Source organism: Helicobacter brantae (assembly GCF_003364205.1).
GTDB lineage: Bacteria > Campylobacterota > Campylobacteria > Campylobacterales > Helicobacteraceae > Helicobacter_G > Helicobacter_G brantae.
Genome location: NZ_NXLV01000005.1, coordinates 23069 through 41769, shown reverse-complemented (window position 1 = coordinate 41769; position 18701 = coordinate 23069). Strand labels below are relative to the sequence as shown.

Genomic DNA, 18701 nt, shown 5'->3' with positions numbered 1-18701 from the left:
TTCTCCCCTACTCCTCCCTAAATGGTAAAAAATAAGCCACTCCCATCATCGCTACCCCAAACACAGACAAGCCCCCAAAGCCAAAGGGCAAAAGGGAAGGATTCTCCTCTCTTAGGGCAAACAAAGTCATCTCTCCTATATTCCACACACCAAACACCCCCACTCTCTCCCAAAACTCATAACTCAAGCTAAACGCCAAAGCTCCAAGCAATCCTCCAAATACGACAAAAAGAGCTTTGAATACATTATTTGTCCCACTTGAAGCTATGCAAGTTCCCGGACACATTCCTGCAATCCCAAACCCCAATCCAAAAATCATTCCCCCAATCACAACCCCCAAATGCAAGGGTTTTATCTCTAAGTGTGAGAGTTCAAAGATTCCCAAAAAATAAGCAATACTTACCAAAAAACTTCCAAAACCTATACCAAAGACAATAATTTTCATCAAAACAATATTTTTAAGCCCTAGCATTGCTTTGATATTTTCACTTCTAGTCGCTCCTACAAGATACAATGCCCCACCAAAGAGCATTCCCAAAAATATAGCAATCATTTTCTACCTCCAATCATCACCCAAGCAATCCCCACAGCAAACACACTTATGGCAAACACAAAACCACTCAAACTACTCTGCATTATCCCACTCATCATATGCCCACTTGTGCAACCTCCTGCCATTCTTGCTCCATACAAGAGCAAAAAACCTCCCACAAAAGCAAACACGCAATCCCTCAAAGAAAAGGCAAGATTAAGCCCTCTATTTTTGCCAAAGAGCAAAAAAGCCACAAACGCACCCAAAGGCACACCCAAGAAAAATAGCAAATCATAATTGAGTGGATTTTGCACTTTCTTGGCAAGTTTCCCCTCATCTTTTTGCATATAAGCATTGCTAGAGAGAAAATTACTATCAACTTTCTCATACGCCATTGCACTTAGCACACTAAATTGAGTGGAAATCCCTATGGGTTTAACCCACCAAATTGCCAAGAAAAAAATACTTCCTAGCATTACTCCTAGCAATAACCAGCGTTTTTTCATTCACTTCCTCCTAAATTTTTGGCTTAATCTTAGAAAAACTCTCCCCTCTCTTGTGTAACTTAGTTACATAACTTGCTAAAATTTCAAAAAATCCCTTTTTAGGAGCAGTAATGCAAATCTTTGATACTTTGATTTTGGCTTGTATTTTGGCACTTGATGCGTTTTTGGTCGCTTTTTCTTGTGGATTGGTAAGCAAAAGCTGGAAAATAAGCGATGGTTTAAAAATCTCGTTTATCACAGGGTTTTTCCAATTTTTAATGCCCATAATTGGGTATTTGCTTTTTAAGAGCGCAAGTTTTGTTTTTGAGAAATACGCTCAGAGCTTGGATCATTGGATTGTGTTTATCATCTTTGCATTGCTAGGTGGCAAAATCATCAAAGACGCTCTTTTGGACGAGGAAGAAAAGGATTTTTCTCTCTCTTTTGGAGCGTTATTGCTCATAGGGGTGGCGACAAGCATTGATGCACTTGCAGGAGGGGTGATGATTTATACCCAAAAGCTTGAGATTTGGGAGAGTGCATTACTTATTGGAGTGGTAACTTTTGCTTTGGTGATTTTGGGGTTTTATCTCTCAAAAATCCTTAGCTCACTTCCAAATAAAGTATTGGGAATCCTTGGTGGGGGAATGCTTGTGCTTCTTGGAAGTAAGATTTTAATCCAACACATTTTTTAAAGGAGCAAATATGCAAACTCTCTTATGGGCTACAAGCCTTGCTCTCTGCCTCTCCCTTCTTATATTTCTTCTCTTAAAAAACAAAAAGCAAAAATCCCTTATAGAAGAGCTTGAGAAAAAAATCCTAGAGCTAAACAATCTCAACACTTCCCTAGAGCTAGAGCTAAGACACAGCACCCAAAATCTCCAAGAGCTCAAAGCCACCCTGCTCTCCCAAAGAAATGAACTCAAAGAAGAATACACCCAAAACCTTGAAAAACTAGAGAAAAAATACACCCTCAACCTCTCCACACTCAAAGAAGAGCTAACCCAAAACTTTGCCTTGCAAAACCAAGCCCTCCTAGCCCAAAACCAAACCCAGCTCAATGAAGATTCTAAAAAACTCTTAAATGAGATTTTCTCCCCACTCAAAGAGCAGATTCAAACCTACAACAAACGCCTGATAGAAAATGAAGCAAGTGTAAAAACTAGCATTGAAAATATGTTTAAATACTCCAATGCTATGAGCTCCAATGCCGAAAAACTCGCTCAAATCCTCAAAGGAGACAAGAAGATTAGAGGAAATTTTGGAGAAATTCAGCTCAAAAGCGTATTGGAAAATAGTGGGCTAGTCTATGGGGAGCAATACAAACTCCAAGAAAGCCTTAGTCTTGAAGGCTTACGCTATGTGCCTGATGCGATTATCTATCTTGAGAGGGACAAAAGCATAATTATTGATGCCAAATTCTCTCTTCCTAGTGATTTTAGCTTTGAAGAAAGCAGTGCTGAAGTGGGAGAGGAGATTGCCAAAAACCTATGCTCTAGGATTGATGAGCTAAGCAAAAAGCCCTATGACAAGCTCTCTTCCTATGACTTTGTTTTGCTTTTTATCCCTTATCAAAACATCCTTGATCTTGCTCTTGAAGCTAGGCCATCACTCTATCAATATGCCTATGACAAAAAGGTGTATCTCACTACTCCTCACACGCTTTTTATGGCTCTAAAAACCATACAAATCACTTGGATCAATATCGACAAAAGTGAAAATGCCGCCAAATCTTTAGGAGAGATAGAAAAGTTTTATGAGAAGTTTTTGGGAATAGTAGAAGATTGCAACAAGTTAGCCAAACTCAAAGATTCTTTATGCGATATTCATCAAGACTTAGCTAAAAAACTTACAGAGGGAAGAGGAAATTTGGAAGGTAGATTCCAAAAACTTGGAATCTACTCCAAAAAAGAAATAAGTATAAAATCTTAATACCTACTATTGAGTGGGAACTCAGGATCAGGCTCGTGTGTTACACGATTTCTGATATCGCGTCTGACAATCTCCATTCCCCATAGCCATACAATGTGTCCAAAAATCTCAGAGAGATGCTCATCAAATGGAATCTCTGCAAGTGGTGGCACATGGCAAAGCAAAGGCATTACAATTACATGGGCGAATAGATAGACAAAAAATCCAAATACAGCACCTTGCCACATTTTGATTCTTGGCCAATACTCTGCAATCACACAATACATTACACCAAAAACCACAGAGAAAAGAGTATGCACGATGAAAATTGACAAAGGCATCTCCATTCCTGAAAACATATAAAACCAATCTGTTGGCAATCCTAATTGCTCCAAAAAGATTTTAGGAGGTGTAACCCTCTCTCCTGCATCAACTGGGAAAAATACAAAGGGGTTTCTTGGAGGAAAAGGAACTTCCCATCCCCATTTCACAATAGCACCAAAAACACCTGCTAAAACTCCAATCGCATAAGCTAACCCAATGCGACGCCTACTTGGATCTGTAAAACGCATCCGTTTCTCCTTAGTAAAAAAATCTTTGTGTTACGAGTATTTAAAACATTTTTTTAAGTAGTAAGCACTCGTAGGGGGTGATTTTACCTTTTTGATTGGATTTTTGATAAGGAATTTACAAAAAATAGAATTAAAACCCACAAAATGTTTCAGAAAGTAACTTTTTGTGCTTTTGATTTTTCTATACCTTTTGTTTGCTAGAATATCCCCTACAACTCTATATTTAAGGATACACTATGGACTTCAAAATCTCTGATATTCCCTCAGCACTCAAAGCCCACAAGCTTGATGAAAACGATTATGCAAACATTCTCCTAATCTTAGGCAGAGAGCCAAACCTCCTAGAGCTTGGTATATTTTCAGCGATGTGGAGTGAGCATTGTAGTTATAAATCAAGCAAACTCTATCTAAGTGGCTTCCCCACTTCTGCCCCTTGGGTAGTGCAAGGGCCGGGAGAGAATGCAGGGATTATTGATATTACCGGAGGATATTGTGCAGTCTTCAAAGTCGAATCACACAACCACCCAAGCTTCATAGAGCCTTATGCTGGAGCTTCCACAGGGGTGGGTGGGATAATGCGTGATGTTTTCACTATGGGAGCTAGAGTGGTGGCTTCTTTAAACTCTCTAAGATTTGGGGAAATCCAAAGAGGTGATGAGATAGGCAAAAAACACCGACACCTCCTCAAAGGCGTCGTAGAGGGAATCGGTGGATATGGGAATTGTATGGGAGTGCCAACCATTGGAGGAGAAGTGAGCTTTGAACCAAGTTACAATGGAAATATCCTTGTCAATGCCTTTGCTCTAGGGATTGTCAAAAAAGATGAGATTTTCTATGGCAAAGCAGATGGGGTGGGTAATCCTGTCATCTATGTAGGGAGCAAGACAGGGAGAGATGGACTAGGAGGGGCCGTGATGAGTAGCGATAGCTTCAGTCAAGAAAACTCCTCTTTGCGACCCACGGTGCAAATCGGCGATCCTTTCATAGAAAAGCTTTTGATGGAAGCGTGTTTGGAACTATTTAAATCTGATTTGATTGTGGGGATTCAAGATATGGGGGCAGCAGGGCTTACAAGCTCTAGCTTTGAGATGGCAGGGAGAAGTGGAAGTGGTATGAGGCTTTATCTTGATAAAGTGCCAATGCGTGAGGAGGGAATGAATCCTTATGAGCTAATGCTAAGCGAATCTCAAGAGCGAATGCTAATTTGTGCCAAAAAGGGATGTGAGGAGAAAATCTATGAAATTTTTGCAAAATATGAACTTGATGTCGCCATAGTCGGAGAGGTTACAGATAGTGGGGTAATGGAGCTATTTTGGGAAGGAGAGCTATGTGGAAGTATCCCTATTGAGCCTTTGAGTGAAAAGTCCCCTATCCTCTCTCGCCCTATCCAAAAACCCTCATACCTTCAAAGTATCCAAAGCTTTGAGGGAAGTGGCAAAGATGGAAATGAAATCTTGCAAACCCTCCTCTCTCATCCTGAAATCGCCGATAAAGCTTGGATTTATGAGCAATATGATAACAAAGTGGGGACAAATACTTTGCTAGGGTGTGGAGAGCTTGATGGAAGCCTTTTGCGTGTGAGAGAGAATGGCGTAGCTTTGGCAATGGCAAGTGAGTGCAATCCAAGATATTGCTATCTTGACCCCAAAGAAGGCTCAAAAATCGCTGTGGCAAGTGCAGGGAGAAAATGTGTCTCAAGAGGAGCAATGCCTTTGGCAATCAGCGATTGTCTAAACTTTGGCAATCCTCAAAATCCTGAAGTAATGTGGCAATTCAAAGAAAGCACAGAGGGAATCAAAGAAGCGTGTAAAATCTTGCAAACCCCTGTGGTGAGTGGAAATGTCTCGCTTTATAATCAAACTGATAATGTGGATATCTATCCTACCCCCACGATTGTGAGTGTGGGTGTAGCAAATGATGCTTATGACACACTTAGCTCAAGGTTTTCTATGGGAGAGAAGCTGTATTTAGTGGGAGAGATAGGAGAGGATTTTGGTGGCTCACTCCTTGCCAAACTCACTCACCCCACTCCTTGTGGGACTCTTCCAAAGATTGATTTGGAGTATGAGAGAAAGGTGTGGGAGTTTATCCTCAAAGCCCACAGCTCTCACCTGCTAGGCAGTGCCAAAAGTGTGGGGCGTGGAGGAGTGGCTATCGCATTAGTCAAAATGGCTATGCTCTCCTCTCTCTCACTCAATGCCAAAATCCCCCTTCCTAGCTCAAAATATGCAGAGGATTTGCTATTTGCTGAAACTCAAAGCCTCTTTATCGTCAGCTCCAAAGAAGAAGAAGCCCTGCATTCCCTTGCTCAAAGCTTCTCTATCCCCCTGCATTGCATTGCAACCCCTCAAAGTCAAGAGGAAGATATACAAATCAACTCTTTAAAAATCGGTTTTGATAGAGCAAAAGAGCTATATTTTGGGAGTTTTGAGAAGCTTTTGGGATAGATTTGAAAATAAATGAAAAACCAAGTAATATAACAAACATAGATTTGGGGTGTTGATCGCACACTCTTTTGAGTGATAACAGACAAGACAATGACCCCATTCTATTTCTCATAAACACTAAAATAAAACTTCTCTCCAAAAATCGCAAAATTATCCCTTAGCGTTCCTGAAAAATTTGAATGCTCCTTGCTTAAAATATCTGTCTTCTCCTCAAGTTTTTCTTCTATAAAACTAACTAATTGCATTTTGGGTGCTCTATTGAGTCGCTTTGATGTTTGTTGTGGATTTCTATATCGATAAACAATAGCACCTACAAAAAGATCAACAAGCTGAATAAAAATGGAAGTATTAGACTCAAGCATACAGGCGTTAAAAACTTGCTTTAATTTTCTCATCTCATTTTCAAAAACTAATCCCTCTTTGGGTTTGTTGAGATAATCTGCAATGATAGAAATCTTATGGTGATTTTTGCAATGCTGATTGATATGTGCCTTTGCAAGTTGTAGTTGTGTATCCCAAATTGTCCCCCTACTCCTCACCTTGTCTTTTTGAATCACAAAGGCTGAAAAATAAAAATTCTCATAAGACAGGCATACTTCAATAACTTCTTTGTAAAGAGGCAAAAATTTATTTGTAGAGAGTGAGCTAAATTTAAGCTCATCAATCATAAAATCCTGCTTGGATTGAGAGGTGATAATCCCCTTATGCTTTGCTTTGATTGCCATAATTTTTTGAAGTAATTCACTTGTATCATACAATCTCAACAAACCAAGAGCAAAATAAGGCTGTTTTGTATCATTGCTTAGCACCCCTGTTTCATCCATAAAACCAAAAAAATTCATATTTTGCCTTTTTTCTAGACATTTTACATATTTTTCCTCATCTCTAAGAATGTTTTGCTATGAGAGGGCAAGGGAGTTGTATTTTGGAGGGTTTAGGGAAGTGATTTTGGAGAAAAATCTTGCCTAAAGTATGATATAATCTAAGTTTTTGATTTTAGACTTTTAAGGAAATAATACTTATGAACAAAACACTTCTAGCCCTATTGGGGGGGGGGGTATAGCCCTTTCTTCCCTACTTGCCCAAGAGCTTAATCCTCTTCAAGATACCCAAAATCTCACAGAAACTTCACTTCAACAACCACCCAAAAAAACTCTAATTGACAAAATCAAAGAAAAAGAGCTAGAACTTCAAGTCCCTAGAGAAACCGTGCCGGTAGAAGCCATCAACTATCCTATCAAAACCCCTATCCCCAAAACCACTGAATACCTCCCTATGCTCCAAACCCTGCTCCATATTGAAGCAGGAAGTTTGCCCAATCCTATCGGAGTCTCTATCATTGGGAGCTATACAGAGGAGAATTATCGTATCAAAAAATTCAATGGAACTCTAAGTGCAAATCTAGGGCAAAATCTATGTGCTAATTTAGATAATAAAATGATTCCTAGCGAACTTAAAGGAATATTGCAGGGTGTTTGTCTTCTCTCATTTGGTAACTCAATCATAAATTCAATGGCTGGAGCAGGAGAGACAAAAGAATGGCAACTCTCTGAGGGAACTGTCAATACAAAAACAGGAGCAGTAGGAGTCAAACTTGACACTTGGATATTTCCCTTTATGCAACTTTTTGCAGCAGGAACATATCTTAATATGCAACAAAGCACCAATGTTGGAATAGCAACAATTCCTCTTAAAAAACCACTTGGAAATAAAAGCACGATGAGCTTTGATGTTGATGTGCTAGAAAACAATCTTGATGGATGGGCTGTAATGGGTGGGACAAACCTTGCCATCGGATACAAAGGCTTTTTCCTCTCTTGTATGATTGCAGGAGGATATGTCAAACTTGATGATTTAGCAAACGATATTAAAGGCTTTGTCAAAAAACCTTTTATGTATATTGCTCCTAGGGTGGGATACTCTCTTGGGGGAGTAATGACAGCACACTTTGGGGTGCAAAGAGTGGAGCTCTTTGGCTCAACCTCAGGCAATGACCTAAGTCAGATCACAGGTGGGCTTGTTGATGGATTTTCAGTAGAAATCGAAAAATTCCCTGTCAATTTCCTCATCGGCACAAACTTCAATCCTATGAGGGATTTGGGAATCTCATTTGAATATGTCTTCAGCCCTGATGTCAAGGGACTAAACGCAGAGATTGCTTATCGATTTTAAAGGAGAAAATATGTAAAAAGTTAGTTTTTTAGTTTCTATTTTTGTATTGTTTTTAAATTATTGCAAAATCTCACTTAGGATTCTTATGCACTAAAATTTACTTATCATCCTACTAACCTGCTATAATGCCAAGTTTTTGACAAAAACCTAGGAGATTGGATGAAAAAGTCGCTTTTACCCTTACTTTTTTTTGGCTCTTTTGCTTTGGCTCAAAGCAATCTAGTATCTTCTCAAACTCTTGCTGATGCCACACTAGAGAGCAATGGCAAGAAAAAAACTTTGATTGAAAAAATCAAAGAAAAAGAATTAGAACTTCAAGTCCCTAGGGAAACCGTGCCGGTCCCCACAAGTAATTATCCCATCAAGACCTCTATCCCCAAAACCGCCTACTATCTCCCTATGCTTCAAACACTGCTTCATATTGAGCCAGGGACACTCCCTAATCCGATTGGATTTTCTGTCATTGGAAGTTATACCGTTGAAACTTATAGAGTAAAGAAATTTAAAGGACAAATGGGAGCAAATTTAGGAAGCTCAGTAAGCAGTGGGGTTAATGATGCTCTTACAAAAATTCAAAGTGCAACATCATCAGTCCCCACAATTCAAACTTTCTTAAATGATGGAAGTCTATTTGGCTATCAAACAAAAATTCTAGGACAAACCGTTACAACGGCAGGGTTGATTACTGCTGGCAATGGGTGTAAGACAGAAAGTGGACTATGTACTGCGACAGACAATCGTGAAGCCTTCTTTTCTGATTTGGCAACAACACTCAACAATGCTTTTGGAACAGGAGAGAAAGAATGGGAGCTTTCTGATGGCACAATTCGAGCTGTAACAGGAGCTGTAGGTGGCAAGTTTGATATTTATCTTTTTCCCTTTATGAATCTTTTTGTAACAGCGGCATATATCAGAATGGAGCAAGAAACCAATGTTGGAACAGCAACAATTCCTCTAGATAATCCCCTTGTTCTCTCAGAACTTCTTGATGGGCGACTTAGCAGTCTTGTTAGCAATACGACAATCAGTTCTGTGAGTTTTAATGTCGGATCAATCAAAAATATTCTTAATGGCTATGTCGTTATGGGTGGGACAAATCTTGCTATCGGTTACAAAGGATTTTTTGCCTCCTGTATGCTTTCTGGTGGATATGTCCAGCTTGATGATTGGCAAAATAATGTTAAAGGCTTTGTTCAAAAACCTCTGATGTATATTGCTCCAAGAGTGGGCTATACCTATGAGGGAATCTTTACAATGCATGTGGGAGTACAAAGAATTGAGCTTTTTGGTTCTACAAAAGGCAAGGATTTGAGTGCCTCTACAGGTGGATTGGTGCAGGGATATTCTGTCGAACTTGATAAATTTCCTGTAAATTTTCTAGCTGGAGCTCAATTTATGCCAATGAGAGATTTTGGAATATCTATTGAATATGTTGGAAGTCCTGATACAAGTGGGGTTAATGCAGAGATTGCTTATCGATTCTGATTCCTCTTGGGGGGAGGTTTCTCCCCTCTTCAAATATCTTACTTCTTGTCATCTTTGACATACCACCAAGGACCTTTCATTTTGGCATAGAGTGTCAATCTACTTCCATCTTCACTCAAACTATACCCTTCAAAAAATAGCGTCCTATTTCTTGGAAAAAGAATTTCGCATTCTTTGATAAAAAAAGTATATCCATCTCTTGCGATAAATAATCCTGTTGTATAGACTGGTATTTTGATTTTTAGCTCAATGGGACGCCCACCAAAAACAGCATCTTTTACCATTGTCGTTGACATAAATCCTGGATCAATATATCTTCGCTTTTTAATATCTTTGAGTAAGTCTTTTATTTTTTTATTAAATTTTATTTTCTTGTGTTTGATTCCCAACGAATCGGATTCTTCATATTCCTCATATGTCCCCCCTAATGCCCCCCAACCATACATACTTGCCAGTACATCAAGATTTACATACCGAAAAAGATATAATTTCTCAAAGAGTGGAAATTTACCCACAGCCTTATCAAGTCTTTTGATCAGCTCCTGTTCCTCTTGAGGAAGATTTTCAAACTTTTCTCCCCCTCTTAATTTTTCATTAAAAGTCCATGAGGTTTTGGAGTATTTTAAAATCACCTCTTTCTCATCATCACTAAAGATAGAACCCCTAAGCCAACTATTCCCCCACTCCAATGCTTCTTTTTCAGTCAAAAACTCACGATACCCCTCATCTACATAGTCATCACCACCACAATACAAAACATTTGTAAGCAATAAAAATACAAGCAGAATCGCCCTCATCATCTCCTCCTTTTATATACAAAAATAACAAGTCAAGTATATATCTGTAAAGTTTTATTTTTCTAAATTTAAAAAAATTTGAGAGGAAAGATAGAAGAAGCAAAAAGGGGATTTCTCCCCTAGTGGATTAAGAATGCAAACTTGAGATGTACTCTCTAGTTGCTCCCATTCCTTTGGCTTTTGCCATTGAGAACATTTTGGAAGCAAAATCCCAGTTGATAAACTCCCAAAACTTTCCTAGATAGCTTGGACGAGCGTTTTTGTAGTCAATGTAGTATGCGTGTTCCCATACATCTATGGTTACTAGTGGGATTTTGCCCTCAGTCATTGGCACTTGGGCATTACTTGTTTGAGTGATTTCTAGCTTTTGACTTTTTTCATCAAGCACAAGCCAACACCACCCAGAACCAAAAAGCGTTGTCGCTTTGGAGATTAGCTCTTCTTGGAATTTCTCTACACTTCCAAAACTCTCCACAATCGCACTCTTAAGCTCCTCACTCATTACGCTTCTCTTAGGAGCGATACTATCCCAATAAAAATCGTGATTGAAAACTTGAGCTGAATTGTTAAATACACCACCTGAAGATTTCAAGATAATATCTAGCAAGTGCATATTCTCAAACTCATTGTCTTTGATGAGATTGTTGAGATTATTGACATAGGTTTGATGATGTTTGCCATAGTGGTATTCAAAAGTCTTATCGCTAATAAGCTCTGAGAGTGCCTCTTTTTCAAAAGGTAATTTTCTTAGTTGAAACATTTTTATTCCTTTATTTTTGATTTTCCTTGTGATAGGAAGTGGGTATTATAAACTACAAAAAAATAATAACTTCTCACTCTGATATAATTTGCTTTGAATTTGCCAAATTGAGGATATTGCAATGCTTAGACTTTCCCCCTACTCTCACTCACCTATCCATTTTCACTTCACTCAAACTCCTAGAGATTTTGTGGTGCAAGAAGTGCCACTTTATGAGCCAAGTGGCGAGGGGGAACACCTCTATATAGTGGTGAGGAAAAAATCTCTCTCCACCCCTGAACTCATAAAAATCCTAAGCTCTACTTTGGGGGTAAGTAGCAAAGAGATTGGCTATGCAGGATTGAAAGACAAAAACGCCCTTACCACTCAAGCCCTCACTCTCCCCAAACGATTTGAACACGCACTTAGTCAATCCCAAAGCACTTTGGAGCAAAAAAATATCAAAATCCTCTCCACCACTCCTCACGCCAATAAACTTAGAGTCGGCCACCTCAAGGGCAATAAGTTTTTTATCCGAATAAAAAAAGTGCAAAAGAGCGATTTGGAGAAAATCAAAAGCGTATTGCAAAAAATTTCAGATTTTGGTATGCCCAATTACTTTGGATTCCAAAGGTTTGGCAAGTTTGGGGATAACTATCTTGAGGGCAAGGCAATTATTGAGGGGAAGAAGAAAATACGAGATAAAAAACTCTCCACCTTTCTTATCTCAAGCTATCAAAGTCATCTCTTCAACCTTTGGCTCTCTCAAAGAGTGCAAACAAGCCTTTTGATCCAAGAATTCTCTCCCAAAGAGTTAGCCAAAGCCCTAGAGTTGCAATCTCTTCCCCCTATCCAATCCACCCATTCCCTACTCTCTCAACCCCACCCTTTCAAGCTCCTTGAGGGAGAGCTGATGCACCACTACCCTTATGGCAAACTCTTTGCATTAAGCGATATAAAAGAAGAAGCTCAAAGATTTTTTGCCAAAGACATTGTCCCCTGTGGTGTGCTAAGTGGCAAAAAAACCACGCTCCCTCTCCTTGATGCCCTCTCCTATCAAGAGGAGTTTTTGGATCACTCTATCAAAGAGATTGGCTCGCATCGTTTTGCTTGGGTATTCCCCCAAGAGCTAGACTATCGCTATATTGAGGAAAAAGCTCAACTAGAGCTAAATTTTTTCCTCCCCAAAGGCTCTTATGCCACGATTTTGCTAGAAACTCTAGCCAATAGAGAAATTCAAGGAGGAGATGATGTATAGAGATTTTTTTGAGAAACTTTGCAAAAGCGTGGGGGAAAACCCTCATCGAGAGGGACTAAAAAACACCCCCCAACGCCTAGAGCAGTCTTTGGGAGAGCTTTTGAGTGGGTATCACAAAGAGGCAAAAGAGGTGTTTCATACAACCTTTTGTGAGATTCCCTACAATGAGATGATAGTGATAAAAAATGTCGAATTTTACTCAATGTGTGAGCATCATCTACTGCCTTTTTTTGGCTCAATTACTATCGGCTATATCCCACAAGAGAAAATCGCGGGGATTAGCGACTTTGCCAAACTCATTGAAATGTATGCAAGGCGACTTCAAACTCAAGAGAATCTTACCTTTGAAATCATTGAAACCCTAATGCGTGAGCTATCCCCCAAAGGAGCGATGCTAGTGTGTGAGGCGACTCATTTATGTATGGCAATGCGTGGGGTGGAGAAAAAATCTTCCACCCTGCTAACAAGTGCAGTCAGAGGGATATTCAAAGAAAGCTCTAAAACAAGGGCTGAGTTTTTGGAGCATATCAAAAAGTGCTAAATCTTGGGGACTTTCCCATAATGGCACTTCAAAGGTCCATATAAAGAGCCTATAAGACAGAAATTGCACTGAATGCATTTAGATTCTTTGCTTCTTCCCTCTTGAAGTTTTTTCACAAAACTTGGCTCAATGATAAGAGGGCGAGAGAGGGAGAGAAAATCAGCGTCTTTGTCTTGTATGATTTTTTGCATATCTTCTAGCTTTGTGATTCCACCCACAGCAATGATAGGGATTTGAAGTGCAGATTTGATTGCTTTGGTGCTAGGGAGATTGTAGTTTTGAGTGGGTTTGGGCTGAGGGATGAAAAATTTCACAGCCTTTGCTACAAGGGGTTTGAGAAACTTTGGAATCTTAGCAAATTTTGGATCAAGTGCAAGAAGCATTTCAGAGGGGACATTTCCACGAATACTTGCCATTCCTGCCTTAATCATACCATTTGAAACCTCTATGGCATCAACCCCATATTCCTCTAGCTTTTTGGCAATCTCTACCCCCTCTTGGATATCAATCCCACCCTTAAGCGTTTCAAACCCATTGATTTTGGCAAGGATTAGGAAATCTCCTACAAGCTCTCTAGCCTCACTGATAATCTCTAGGGCAATTCGTGTGCGATTTTGTATGCTTCCTCCCCATTGATCCACCCTCTTATTCGTCCTTGGAGAGAAAAATTCAGAGAGCAAAAATCCGTGAGCACAATGAAGCTCCACCCCATCAAATCCTGCCTTTTTGGCTCTCAAAATCGCTTGAGAAAAATCATTGATAACCTCTCTTATCTCCTCCTCACTCATCTCTCTTGCTTTATAGTCTGAGACTTGGGAGGGGGCAATAGCATTTTCTCTCTCGCTTTGCCCTCCTGTATGGACAAGTTGAGCGATGATTGGAGTGCCAAAAGAGTGGATATGTTCAGTAAGCTTGGCAAGAGAGGGGACATTGTCTTCATCAAGGACAAGAATGCCCTTTTCCAAAAGTGGCTTAGCATTTTGGCTGATAGCGATATTCCCTGTGATGATTCCTCCCACCTCTCCTTTGGCTAGGGCTTCGTATTTTTTGAACAATTCAGGAGTAGGTCTCCCTCTCTCATCTCCCATATTCTCTGCTGTGGCAGCTCTTAAGATATGATTTTTGAAAGTAATACTTGCAATTTTGCTAGGCGAAAAGAGTTCCATAGTTTTTCCTTTAGAAATAGACTTAAAAAGATATTATATCCCCCCCCCCCCTAGTATTTGTCAAGTGCTAGGAGTAAAAAAATATATTTTATAACTATTCTTTTGTATTTTGTTTAGATTTTGTGCTGAAAAATAATGCTGTGATTCCCAAAATTGTAGCAATAAGTGAGCTAAATAGCACCGAGAGTTTAGCTAAATCTACTAGGCGTGTATCCTCATAAGCCAAAGTCGCTACAAACATCGACATCGTAAAGCCAATCCCTGCTAAAAACCCAATTGAGAGGATATGCTTATAGCTTAAGCCTTTGGGCTTGATAGAGATATTAAGTCTTTCACTTAGGTAGGTAAAAAGCAAGATTCCAATCGGTTTCCCTACAACCAATCCAAACACAATTCCCCACATCATCGGCTCATAAAAGAGATTTAACCCCTCAGTAATCCTAACCCCACCATTGGCAAAAGCAAAGAGTGGCACGATAAAATACGCACAAATGGGCTGAAGTGCAAACTCTAAGCCCAAAAGTGGGTTTTTGGCATAATAAGAGTATTTGCCAATGCTATCTAGGATATGCACATAATGGCTAATTTTGTGGATATCTAACTCTTGAGTTTGATTTGAACCAAAGAATTTGCAAATCGCTCTCTTGCTTGAATCCCAAAACCCCTCTCCTCTCTCAGGGATTTTCATCTTAGAAATCTCTTCAAAATCTAGCTTACCCCATTCTTTGAGCATTTTTTCAAAATATACTTTATTGATCTTTGTCTTCCCTGGGATACAAAAGGCAAGTAAGACTGCTGCGATTGTGGGGTGAATACCACTTTTGAGCGTGGAATACCACAAAAATGCCCCCAAAACTAGATAGAGAAAGATATATTTAGTATCTCTAAAATTAAGATAGATTAACCCTACTATACTTGCCCCTGCAAGGGAGAGCCAAACAAGATCAATGCACTCTGTATAAAAAATGGTGATAATCACCACAGCCCCCAAATCATCTGTTACTGCAAGGGTTACAAGAAAGATTTTTAGCACTGAGGGGATTCGTTTGCCAAGTAAAAAAATCACCCCTAAAGCAAATGCTGTATCTGTGCTCATTGCGATTCCAAACCCACCACTCCCCTCTAATCCACGATTGAAAAACAGATATATTGCAATAGGCACGACAATCCCGCCCAATGCCCCAAACATAGAAAAACTCATTTTCCTAAAGCCCATCAAATCCCCATACAATACCTCTCGCTTCATCTCCAATCCCACCATTAAGAAGAAAAAAGACATTAAAAAATCATTAATCAAATGTATCAATGTAACTTCTTGATGAAAATTATTGAATGAAAGTGTGATTTTGCTTTCCCACAAAGAAAAATAATGATTTGCAGTGCTAGGAAGATTGGCAAGTATCATTGCCACAATCACACAAACAAAGAGTAAAATTCCACTAAAAGACTCGTGTCCTATGAAGCGATATAGCCCATTTTGTAGCCTTTCTTTGAGATAAAAGCTATTTTTTGCCCTCCAATCGTGCAAGACAGGTTTCAAAAATTTTTCCATAATAAACCTTGATTTTTTCTTGTGATTTTTGTATGGATAAAATTCTAAATGATAAAGATAATCAAATCCTAAATGAGTTAAGAATCTAGGATTTTTTGAGCTTGGAGTATGTCTTGATTGATTTGCTCTCTTAATTCAAACAATGAAGCAAATTTTTGATTTTCTCTAATCTTTTGATAAAAGTAGATTTTGAGATTTTTAGGGGATTGGGAGAGGTGGGTGTCTAGGAGATGTGATTCTATTGCAAATTCCCCATCGGTGCTGAAGCGATGTCCTAAAAAACTCACGCTTTTATACCTCACCCCCTCAATCTCACTTATTGTCGCATACACTCCACTTTGAGGCAAAATATAGCCTTTACTGACAAGATTGAGGGTAGGGACTAGCTCTTTAGCTCCTATCCCCTGCCCTTTTATCACTTCTCCACTGATTGCATAAGCTCTGCCTAGCATTGCATTTGCTCTCTCTATCTTGCCATTTTTAAGATATTCAATAATGTTTTGAGTGTGGATAGCCTCCCCCTCCAAGCTCACTTCAGGCACGATAATCACTTCAAAAAACTTCTTTAAATCTCTAGGAGTATAAGAGCGATTTTTGCCAAACAAAAAATCATACCCCACCACAATGCTTTTGAGGTGGGGCAAAAAGTGCAAAAGAAAGTCTGCAAACTCCTTATCCCCCATATCTTTAATCTTCTCAAGCTCCAAAAAATACACAGGCAAAGAGATAAGCTCTTGAGGGTTTGGCGTGAGGGCAAATCGCTCTTTTTCCCTCAAAATCAACAAAACCAAAGAATCCTCTTTGGGCATTGAGGCAAAAATGCTTTGATGAGCCAAATGCACCCCATCAAACTTGCCAATACAGATTGAGCTAATGGTGTTGTTTTTGGATATGGATAAAAAACTCTTCATTTCCACTCTTTCCTTTTAAGATACTTTTCTCCCATTTGCATACCACAAAGCCCATATTTGCCAATAGCTCTAGGAAGTCTTGGAGTGCTTTTTGCACCTCTTGTGTATCCATAATCACCCCCTTTTTATTGCGTTTGGCACTCCTGCCTACTTCAAATTGAGGTTTGAAAAGTAAGATAACATCTCCTCTAGCTAACTCATAGATTTTAGAGACAATCAATCTTAAAGAGATAAAACTCACATCACAAACGATAAGCTCAAATCCCTCGCTCTCAAACTCTCTAATATCTGTATTTTCAAAAAAAGTAATTTTAGGGTGATTTCTGAGTTTGGGGTGGAGTTGATTATCCCCCACATCTACACACACAATCTCCCCTACTCCAAAGGAGAGCAAAACCTCACTAAACCCCCCTGTGCTTGAGCCAATATCTAGCACTCTTTTATCTCTAAGCTCCAAAGAAAGAGAGGGGAGAAATCCCTCTAGCTTATCCCCTGCTCTTGAAACCCACTGAGAGCTTTCTTTGATAACTTGGATACTATCATTCTCTTGCACTTCATAAGAGCTTTTGGTACATACTTTTTCATTGACAAGCACATTGCCTGATTTGATAAGCTCTTGGGCTTTTTGGCGACTTTGAGCCAAAGCGTTTTGAGATAGATAAAGATCAAGCCTCATAAGATATTTTCTACCTTAAATCCATAGTTGAATTTTAAAATTTCAGAATAACCCTTGACTTTCAACACTAAGCTTAAAATCGCATATTCGGTGCGAGGCACAGAGTCAAAACGTAAAAGATAGCCTTGATTCCAATGAGTGTGCTGAAAAAACTCTTTGTCATTGTGAGGAATGGTGGTAATTTCTATGGGCTTCTCATCTAAAAGAGTGAATTGCAAATCGCTCATTTTGAGTTTTTCATTCTCAAATGCTACTTCGATGAAAAAATACTCCCCTTCAGGATATTTCACAGAATCAAGCTGACTAACATAGGTGCAAAATACGACAAGCTGGGTTTTGCCTTTGTCTATAAGCTCGACTTTTCGAGTGAGTTGCATTCTCCTCTCTTCATAAAAATCTTTTGAAAAACGCTCACTGCTAAGATTACTACACGCACAAAACACAATAGCTATCACACAATATAAAATTCTCAACATTTCTTTTGCTTTCTTTTTGTCTAGGATTTTGTCATTTTTGTAATTTTAACACACCCCCAAACCCTTAAGTTTGTTAAAATCATAAACTAAAAATGGAGGTTTTTATGAGGCATTTAATCCATGTGAATGATTTGAGCGATAATGAAGTAGGGCAAATCCTTAAAAATGCGTTTGCATACAAGAGGGGAGAAACCCCAAAAACCCTCAAAGACAAAAAGGTGATTACAACTTTCTTTGAAAACTCTACAAGGACGCTCAGTAGCTTTGAAATGGCAGTGAAAAATCTAGGAGGAGAGGTTATCAGACTTGATGTCTCAAGAAGCTCAACTTCAAAAGGAGAAACGCTTAGAGATACAGCAGCCAATCTCAATGCAATGCGACCTGATGCAATCGTGATACGTCATAGCACGGCAGGGGCAGGATATTTCCTCATCCCCAAAGTTTCTTGCCCTATCATCAATGGTGGAGATGGGGCTCACTCTCACCCTACTCAAGCCTTGCTAGATCTAATGACACTTTTGGAGAGCTTTCAAAGCCTAGAGGGCAAAAGGATTGCAATCGTGGGAGATATAAAAAACTCAAGGGTAGCCAATAGCAATATTGCACTTTTGCCTAGATTTGGGGCAGAGCTTTTGCTAGTCGCTCCTCCCCACTTCCTTCCTCAAACCTCACTCCCCACCACCTCAAACCTTCAAGATGCCATAGAGCAATGCGATGCGATCATTTCTCTAAGGACTCAAACCGAACGCCACGATTTGCAGACTTATGGGAGTTTGCAAGATTATGCAGATGATTTCTGTCTGACGATGGAGAGAATCGGGGATAAAAAGCTAGTGATTATGCACCCAGGACCTGTGCATCGCAATATTGATATCTCTGACTTTGTGCTTGATGATCCACGAAGCAAAGTGCTAGAGCAAGTGCAAAATGGGGTATTTATGCGAATGGCTGTAATGGATTTTTTCATCAATCATCAATAAA

At 39.4% G+C, this 18701-nt stretch carries 19 protein-coding genes; 8 read left to right on the top strand and 11 right to left on the bottom strand.

All coding sequences use genetic code 11. The features are described from left to right. Positions 1–7: 7 nt before the first annotated feature. Together CQA58_RS03880 and CQA58_RS03875 are read right to left on the bottom strand one after the other, a co-directional pair. A complete protein-coding gene (locus CQA58_RS03880; RefSeq protein WP_115569415.1) occupies positions 8–553 on the bottom strand; it encodes a YeeE/YedE thiosulfate transporter family protein in 546 nt (181 codons plus the stop codon). Then, positions 550–1038: a YeeE/YedE thiosulfate transporter family protein gene (locus CQA58_RS03875; RefSeq protein WP_115569414.1), complete on the bottom strand. Its 489-nt coding sequence runs from the start codon at positions 1036–1038 to the stop codon at positions 550–552. Before CQA58_RS03875 ends, CQA58_RS03880 begins: the two co-directional genes overlap by 4 nt. A gap of 110 nt (positions 1039–1148) precedes the next feature. Between CQA58_RS03875 and CQA58_RS03870 the strand changes: the two genes are divergently transcribed. Continuing rightward, the gene (locus CQA58_RS03870; protein ID WP_115569413.1) at positions 1149–1712 is read left to right on the top strand and encodes a manganese efflux pump MntP; all 564 of its coding nucleotides are present in this window, start codon (positions 1149–1151) and stop codon (positions 1710–1712) included. 10 nt (positions 1713–1722) lie between these two features. Continuing rightward, a complete protein-coding gene (locus tag CQA58_RS03865; RefSeq protein WP_115569412.1) occupies positions 1723–2949 on the top strand; it encodes a DNA recombination protein RmuC in 1227 nt (408 codons plus the stop codon). On the opposite strand, the gene CQA58_RS03860 is transcribed toward CQA58_RS03865, so the two are convergent. Next, positions 2946–3500, bottom strand: coding sequence for a YagU family protein (locus CQA58_RS03860; protein WP_115569411.1), 555 nt, complete (start codon positions 3498–3500; stop codon positions 2946–2948). The genes CQA58_RS03865 and CQA58_RS03860 overlap by 4 nt on opposite strands. A 236-nt stretch (positions 3501–3736) precedes the next feature. Between CQA58_RS03860 and purL the strand changes: the two genes are divergently transcribed. Next, on the top strand, positions 3737–5947 hold the full coding sequence (purL, locus tag CQA58_RS03855) for a phosphoribosylformylglycinamidine synthase subunit PurL (RefSeq protein ID WP_115569410.1): 2211 nt from the start codon (positions 3737–3739) through the stop codon (positions 5945–5947). A 101-nt stretch (positions 5948–6048) separates the two neighbouring features. On the opposite strand, the gene CQA58_RS03850 is transcribed toward purL, so the two are convergent. Continuing rightward, entirely contained in the window at positions 6049–6789 is a 741-nt protein-coding gene (locus tag CQA58_RS03850; protein WP_115569409.1) for a DUF3800 domain-containing protein, read from the bottom strand. Positions 6790–7156: 367 nt separating this feature from the next. Here CQA58_RS03850 and CQA58_RS03845 point away from each other — a divergent pair, with 367 nt between their 5' ends. Together CQA58_RS03845 and CQA58_RS03840 are read left to right on the top strand one after the other, a co-directional pair. Continuing rightward, entirely contained in the window at positions 7157–8119 is a 963-nt protein-coding gene (locus CQA58_RS03845; RefSeq protein WP_115569408.1) for a hypothetical protein, read from the top strand. Positions 8120–8278: 159 nt separating this feature from the next. Next, a complete protein-coding gene (locus CQA58_RS03840; RefSeq protein ID WP_115569407.1) occupies positions 8279–9604 on the top strand; it encodes a hypothetical protein in 1326 nt (441 codons plus the stop codon). Positions 9605–9642: 38 nt separating this feature from the next. Here CQA58_RS03840 and CQA58_RS03835 read toward each other — a convergent pair whose 3' ends face one another. Next, a complete protein-coding gene (locus tag CQA58_RS03835) occupies positions 9643–10401 on the bottom strand; it encodes an ADP-ribosyltransferase (RefSeq protein ID WP_170126735.1) in 759 nt (252 codons plus the stop codon). A 127-nt stretch (positions 10402–10528) separates the two neighbouring features. Then, entirely contained in the window at positions 10529–11161 is a 633-nt protein-coding gene (locus CQA58_RS03830; protein ID WP_115569405.1) for a superoxide dismutase, read from the bottom strand. Positions 11162–11282: 121 nt separating this feature from the next. Here CQA58_RS03830 and truD point away from each other — a divergent pair, with 121 nt between their 5' ends. Continuing rightward, on the top strand, positions 11283–12398 hold the full coding sequence (gene truD / locus CQA58_RS03825; protein WP_115569404.1) for a tRNA pseudouridine(13) synthase TruD: 1116 nt from the start codon (positions 11283–11285) through the stop codon (positions 12396–12398). Further along, positions 12391–12939: a GTP cyclohydrolase I FolE gene (gene folE, locus CQA58_RS03820; protein WP_115569403.1), complete on the top strand. Its 549-nt coding sequence runs from the start codon at positions 12391–12393 to the stop codon at positions 12937–12939. Before truD ends, folE begins: the two co-directional genes overlap by 8 nt. Here the strand turns inward: folE and CQA58_RS03815 are convergent. The 5 genes from CQA58_RS03815 to CQA58_RS03795 all read right to left on the bottom strand — a co-directional run bounded on the left by CQA58_RS03815 (position 12936) and on the right by CQA58_RS03795 (position 17720). Next, on the bottom strand, positions 12936–14105 hold the full coding sequence (locus CQA58_RS03815) for an NADH:flavin oxidoreductase (RefSeq protein ID WP_115569402.1): 1170 nt from the start codon (positions 14103–14105) through the stop codon (positions 12936–12938). The two genes, folE and CQA58_RS03815, sit on opposite strands and share 4 nt — an antisense overlap. Before the next feature lie 94 nt (positions 14106–14199). Continuing rightward, positions 14200–15657 carry a Na+/H+ antiporter NhaA gene (gene nhaA, locus CQA58_RS03810; protein WP_115569401.1) on the bottom strand — a complete coding sequence of 486 codons (1458 nt, stop codon included), beginning with the start codon at positions 15655–15657 and terminating at the stop codon, positions 14200–14202. 77 nt (positions 15658–15734) lie between these two features. Next, positions 15735–16568 carry a bifunctional riboflavin kinase/FAD synthetase gene (locus CQA58_RS03805; RefSeq protein ID WP_115569400.1) on the bottom strand — a complete coding sequence of 278 codons (834 nt, stop codon included), beginning with the start codon at positions 16566–16568 and terminating at the stop codon, positions 15735–15737. Beyond that, positions 16528–17244: a 23S rRNA (cytidine-2'-O)-methyltransferase TlyA gene (tlyA, locus tag CQA58_RS03800; protein ID WP_115569399.1), complete on the bottom strand. Its 717-nt coding sequence runs from the start codon at positions 17242–17244 to the stop codon at positions 16528–16530. Before tlyA ends, CQA58_RS03805 begins: the two co-directional genes overlap by 41 nt. Further along, positions 17241–17720, bottom strand: coding sequence for a hypothetical protein (locus CQA58_RS03795; protein WP_115569398.1), 480 nt, complete (start codon positions 17718–17720; stop codon positions 17241–17243). The genes tlyA and CQA58_RS03795 overlap by 4 nt, the downstream gene beginning before the upstream one ends. 104 nt (positions 17721–17824) lie before the next feature. Between CQA58_RS03795 and CQA58_RS03790 the strand changes: the two genes are divergently transcribed. Beyond that, positions 17825–18700: an aspartate carbamoyltransferase catalytic subunit gene (locus CQA58_RS03790; protein ID WP_211305708.1), complete on the top strand. Its 876-nt coding sequence runs from the start codon at positions 17825–17827 to the stop codon at positions 18698–18700. The last annotated feature ends 1 nt before the right edge of the window (position 18701 follow it).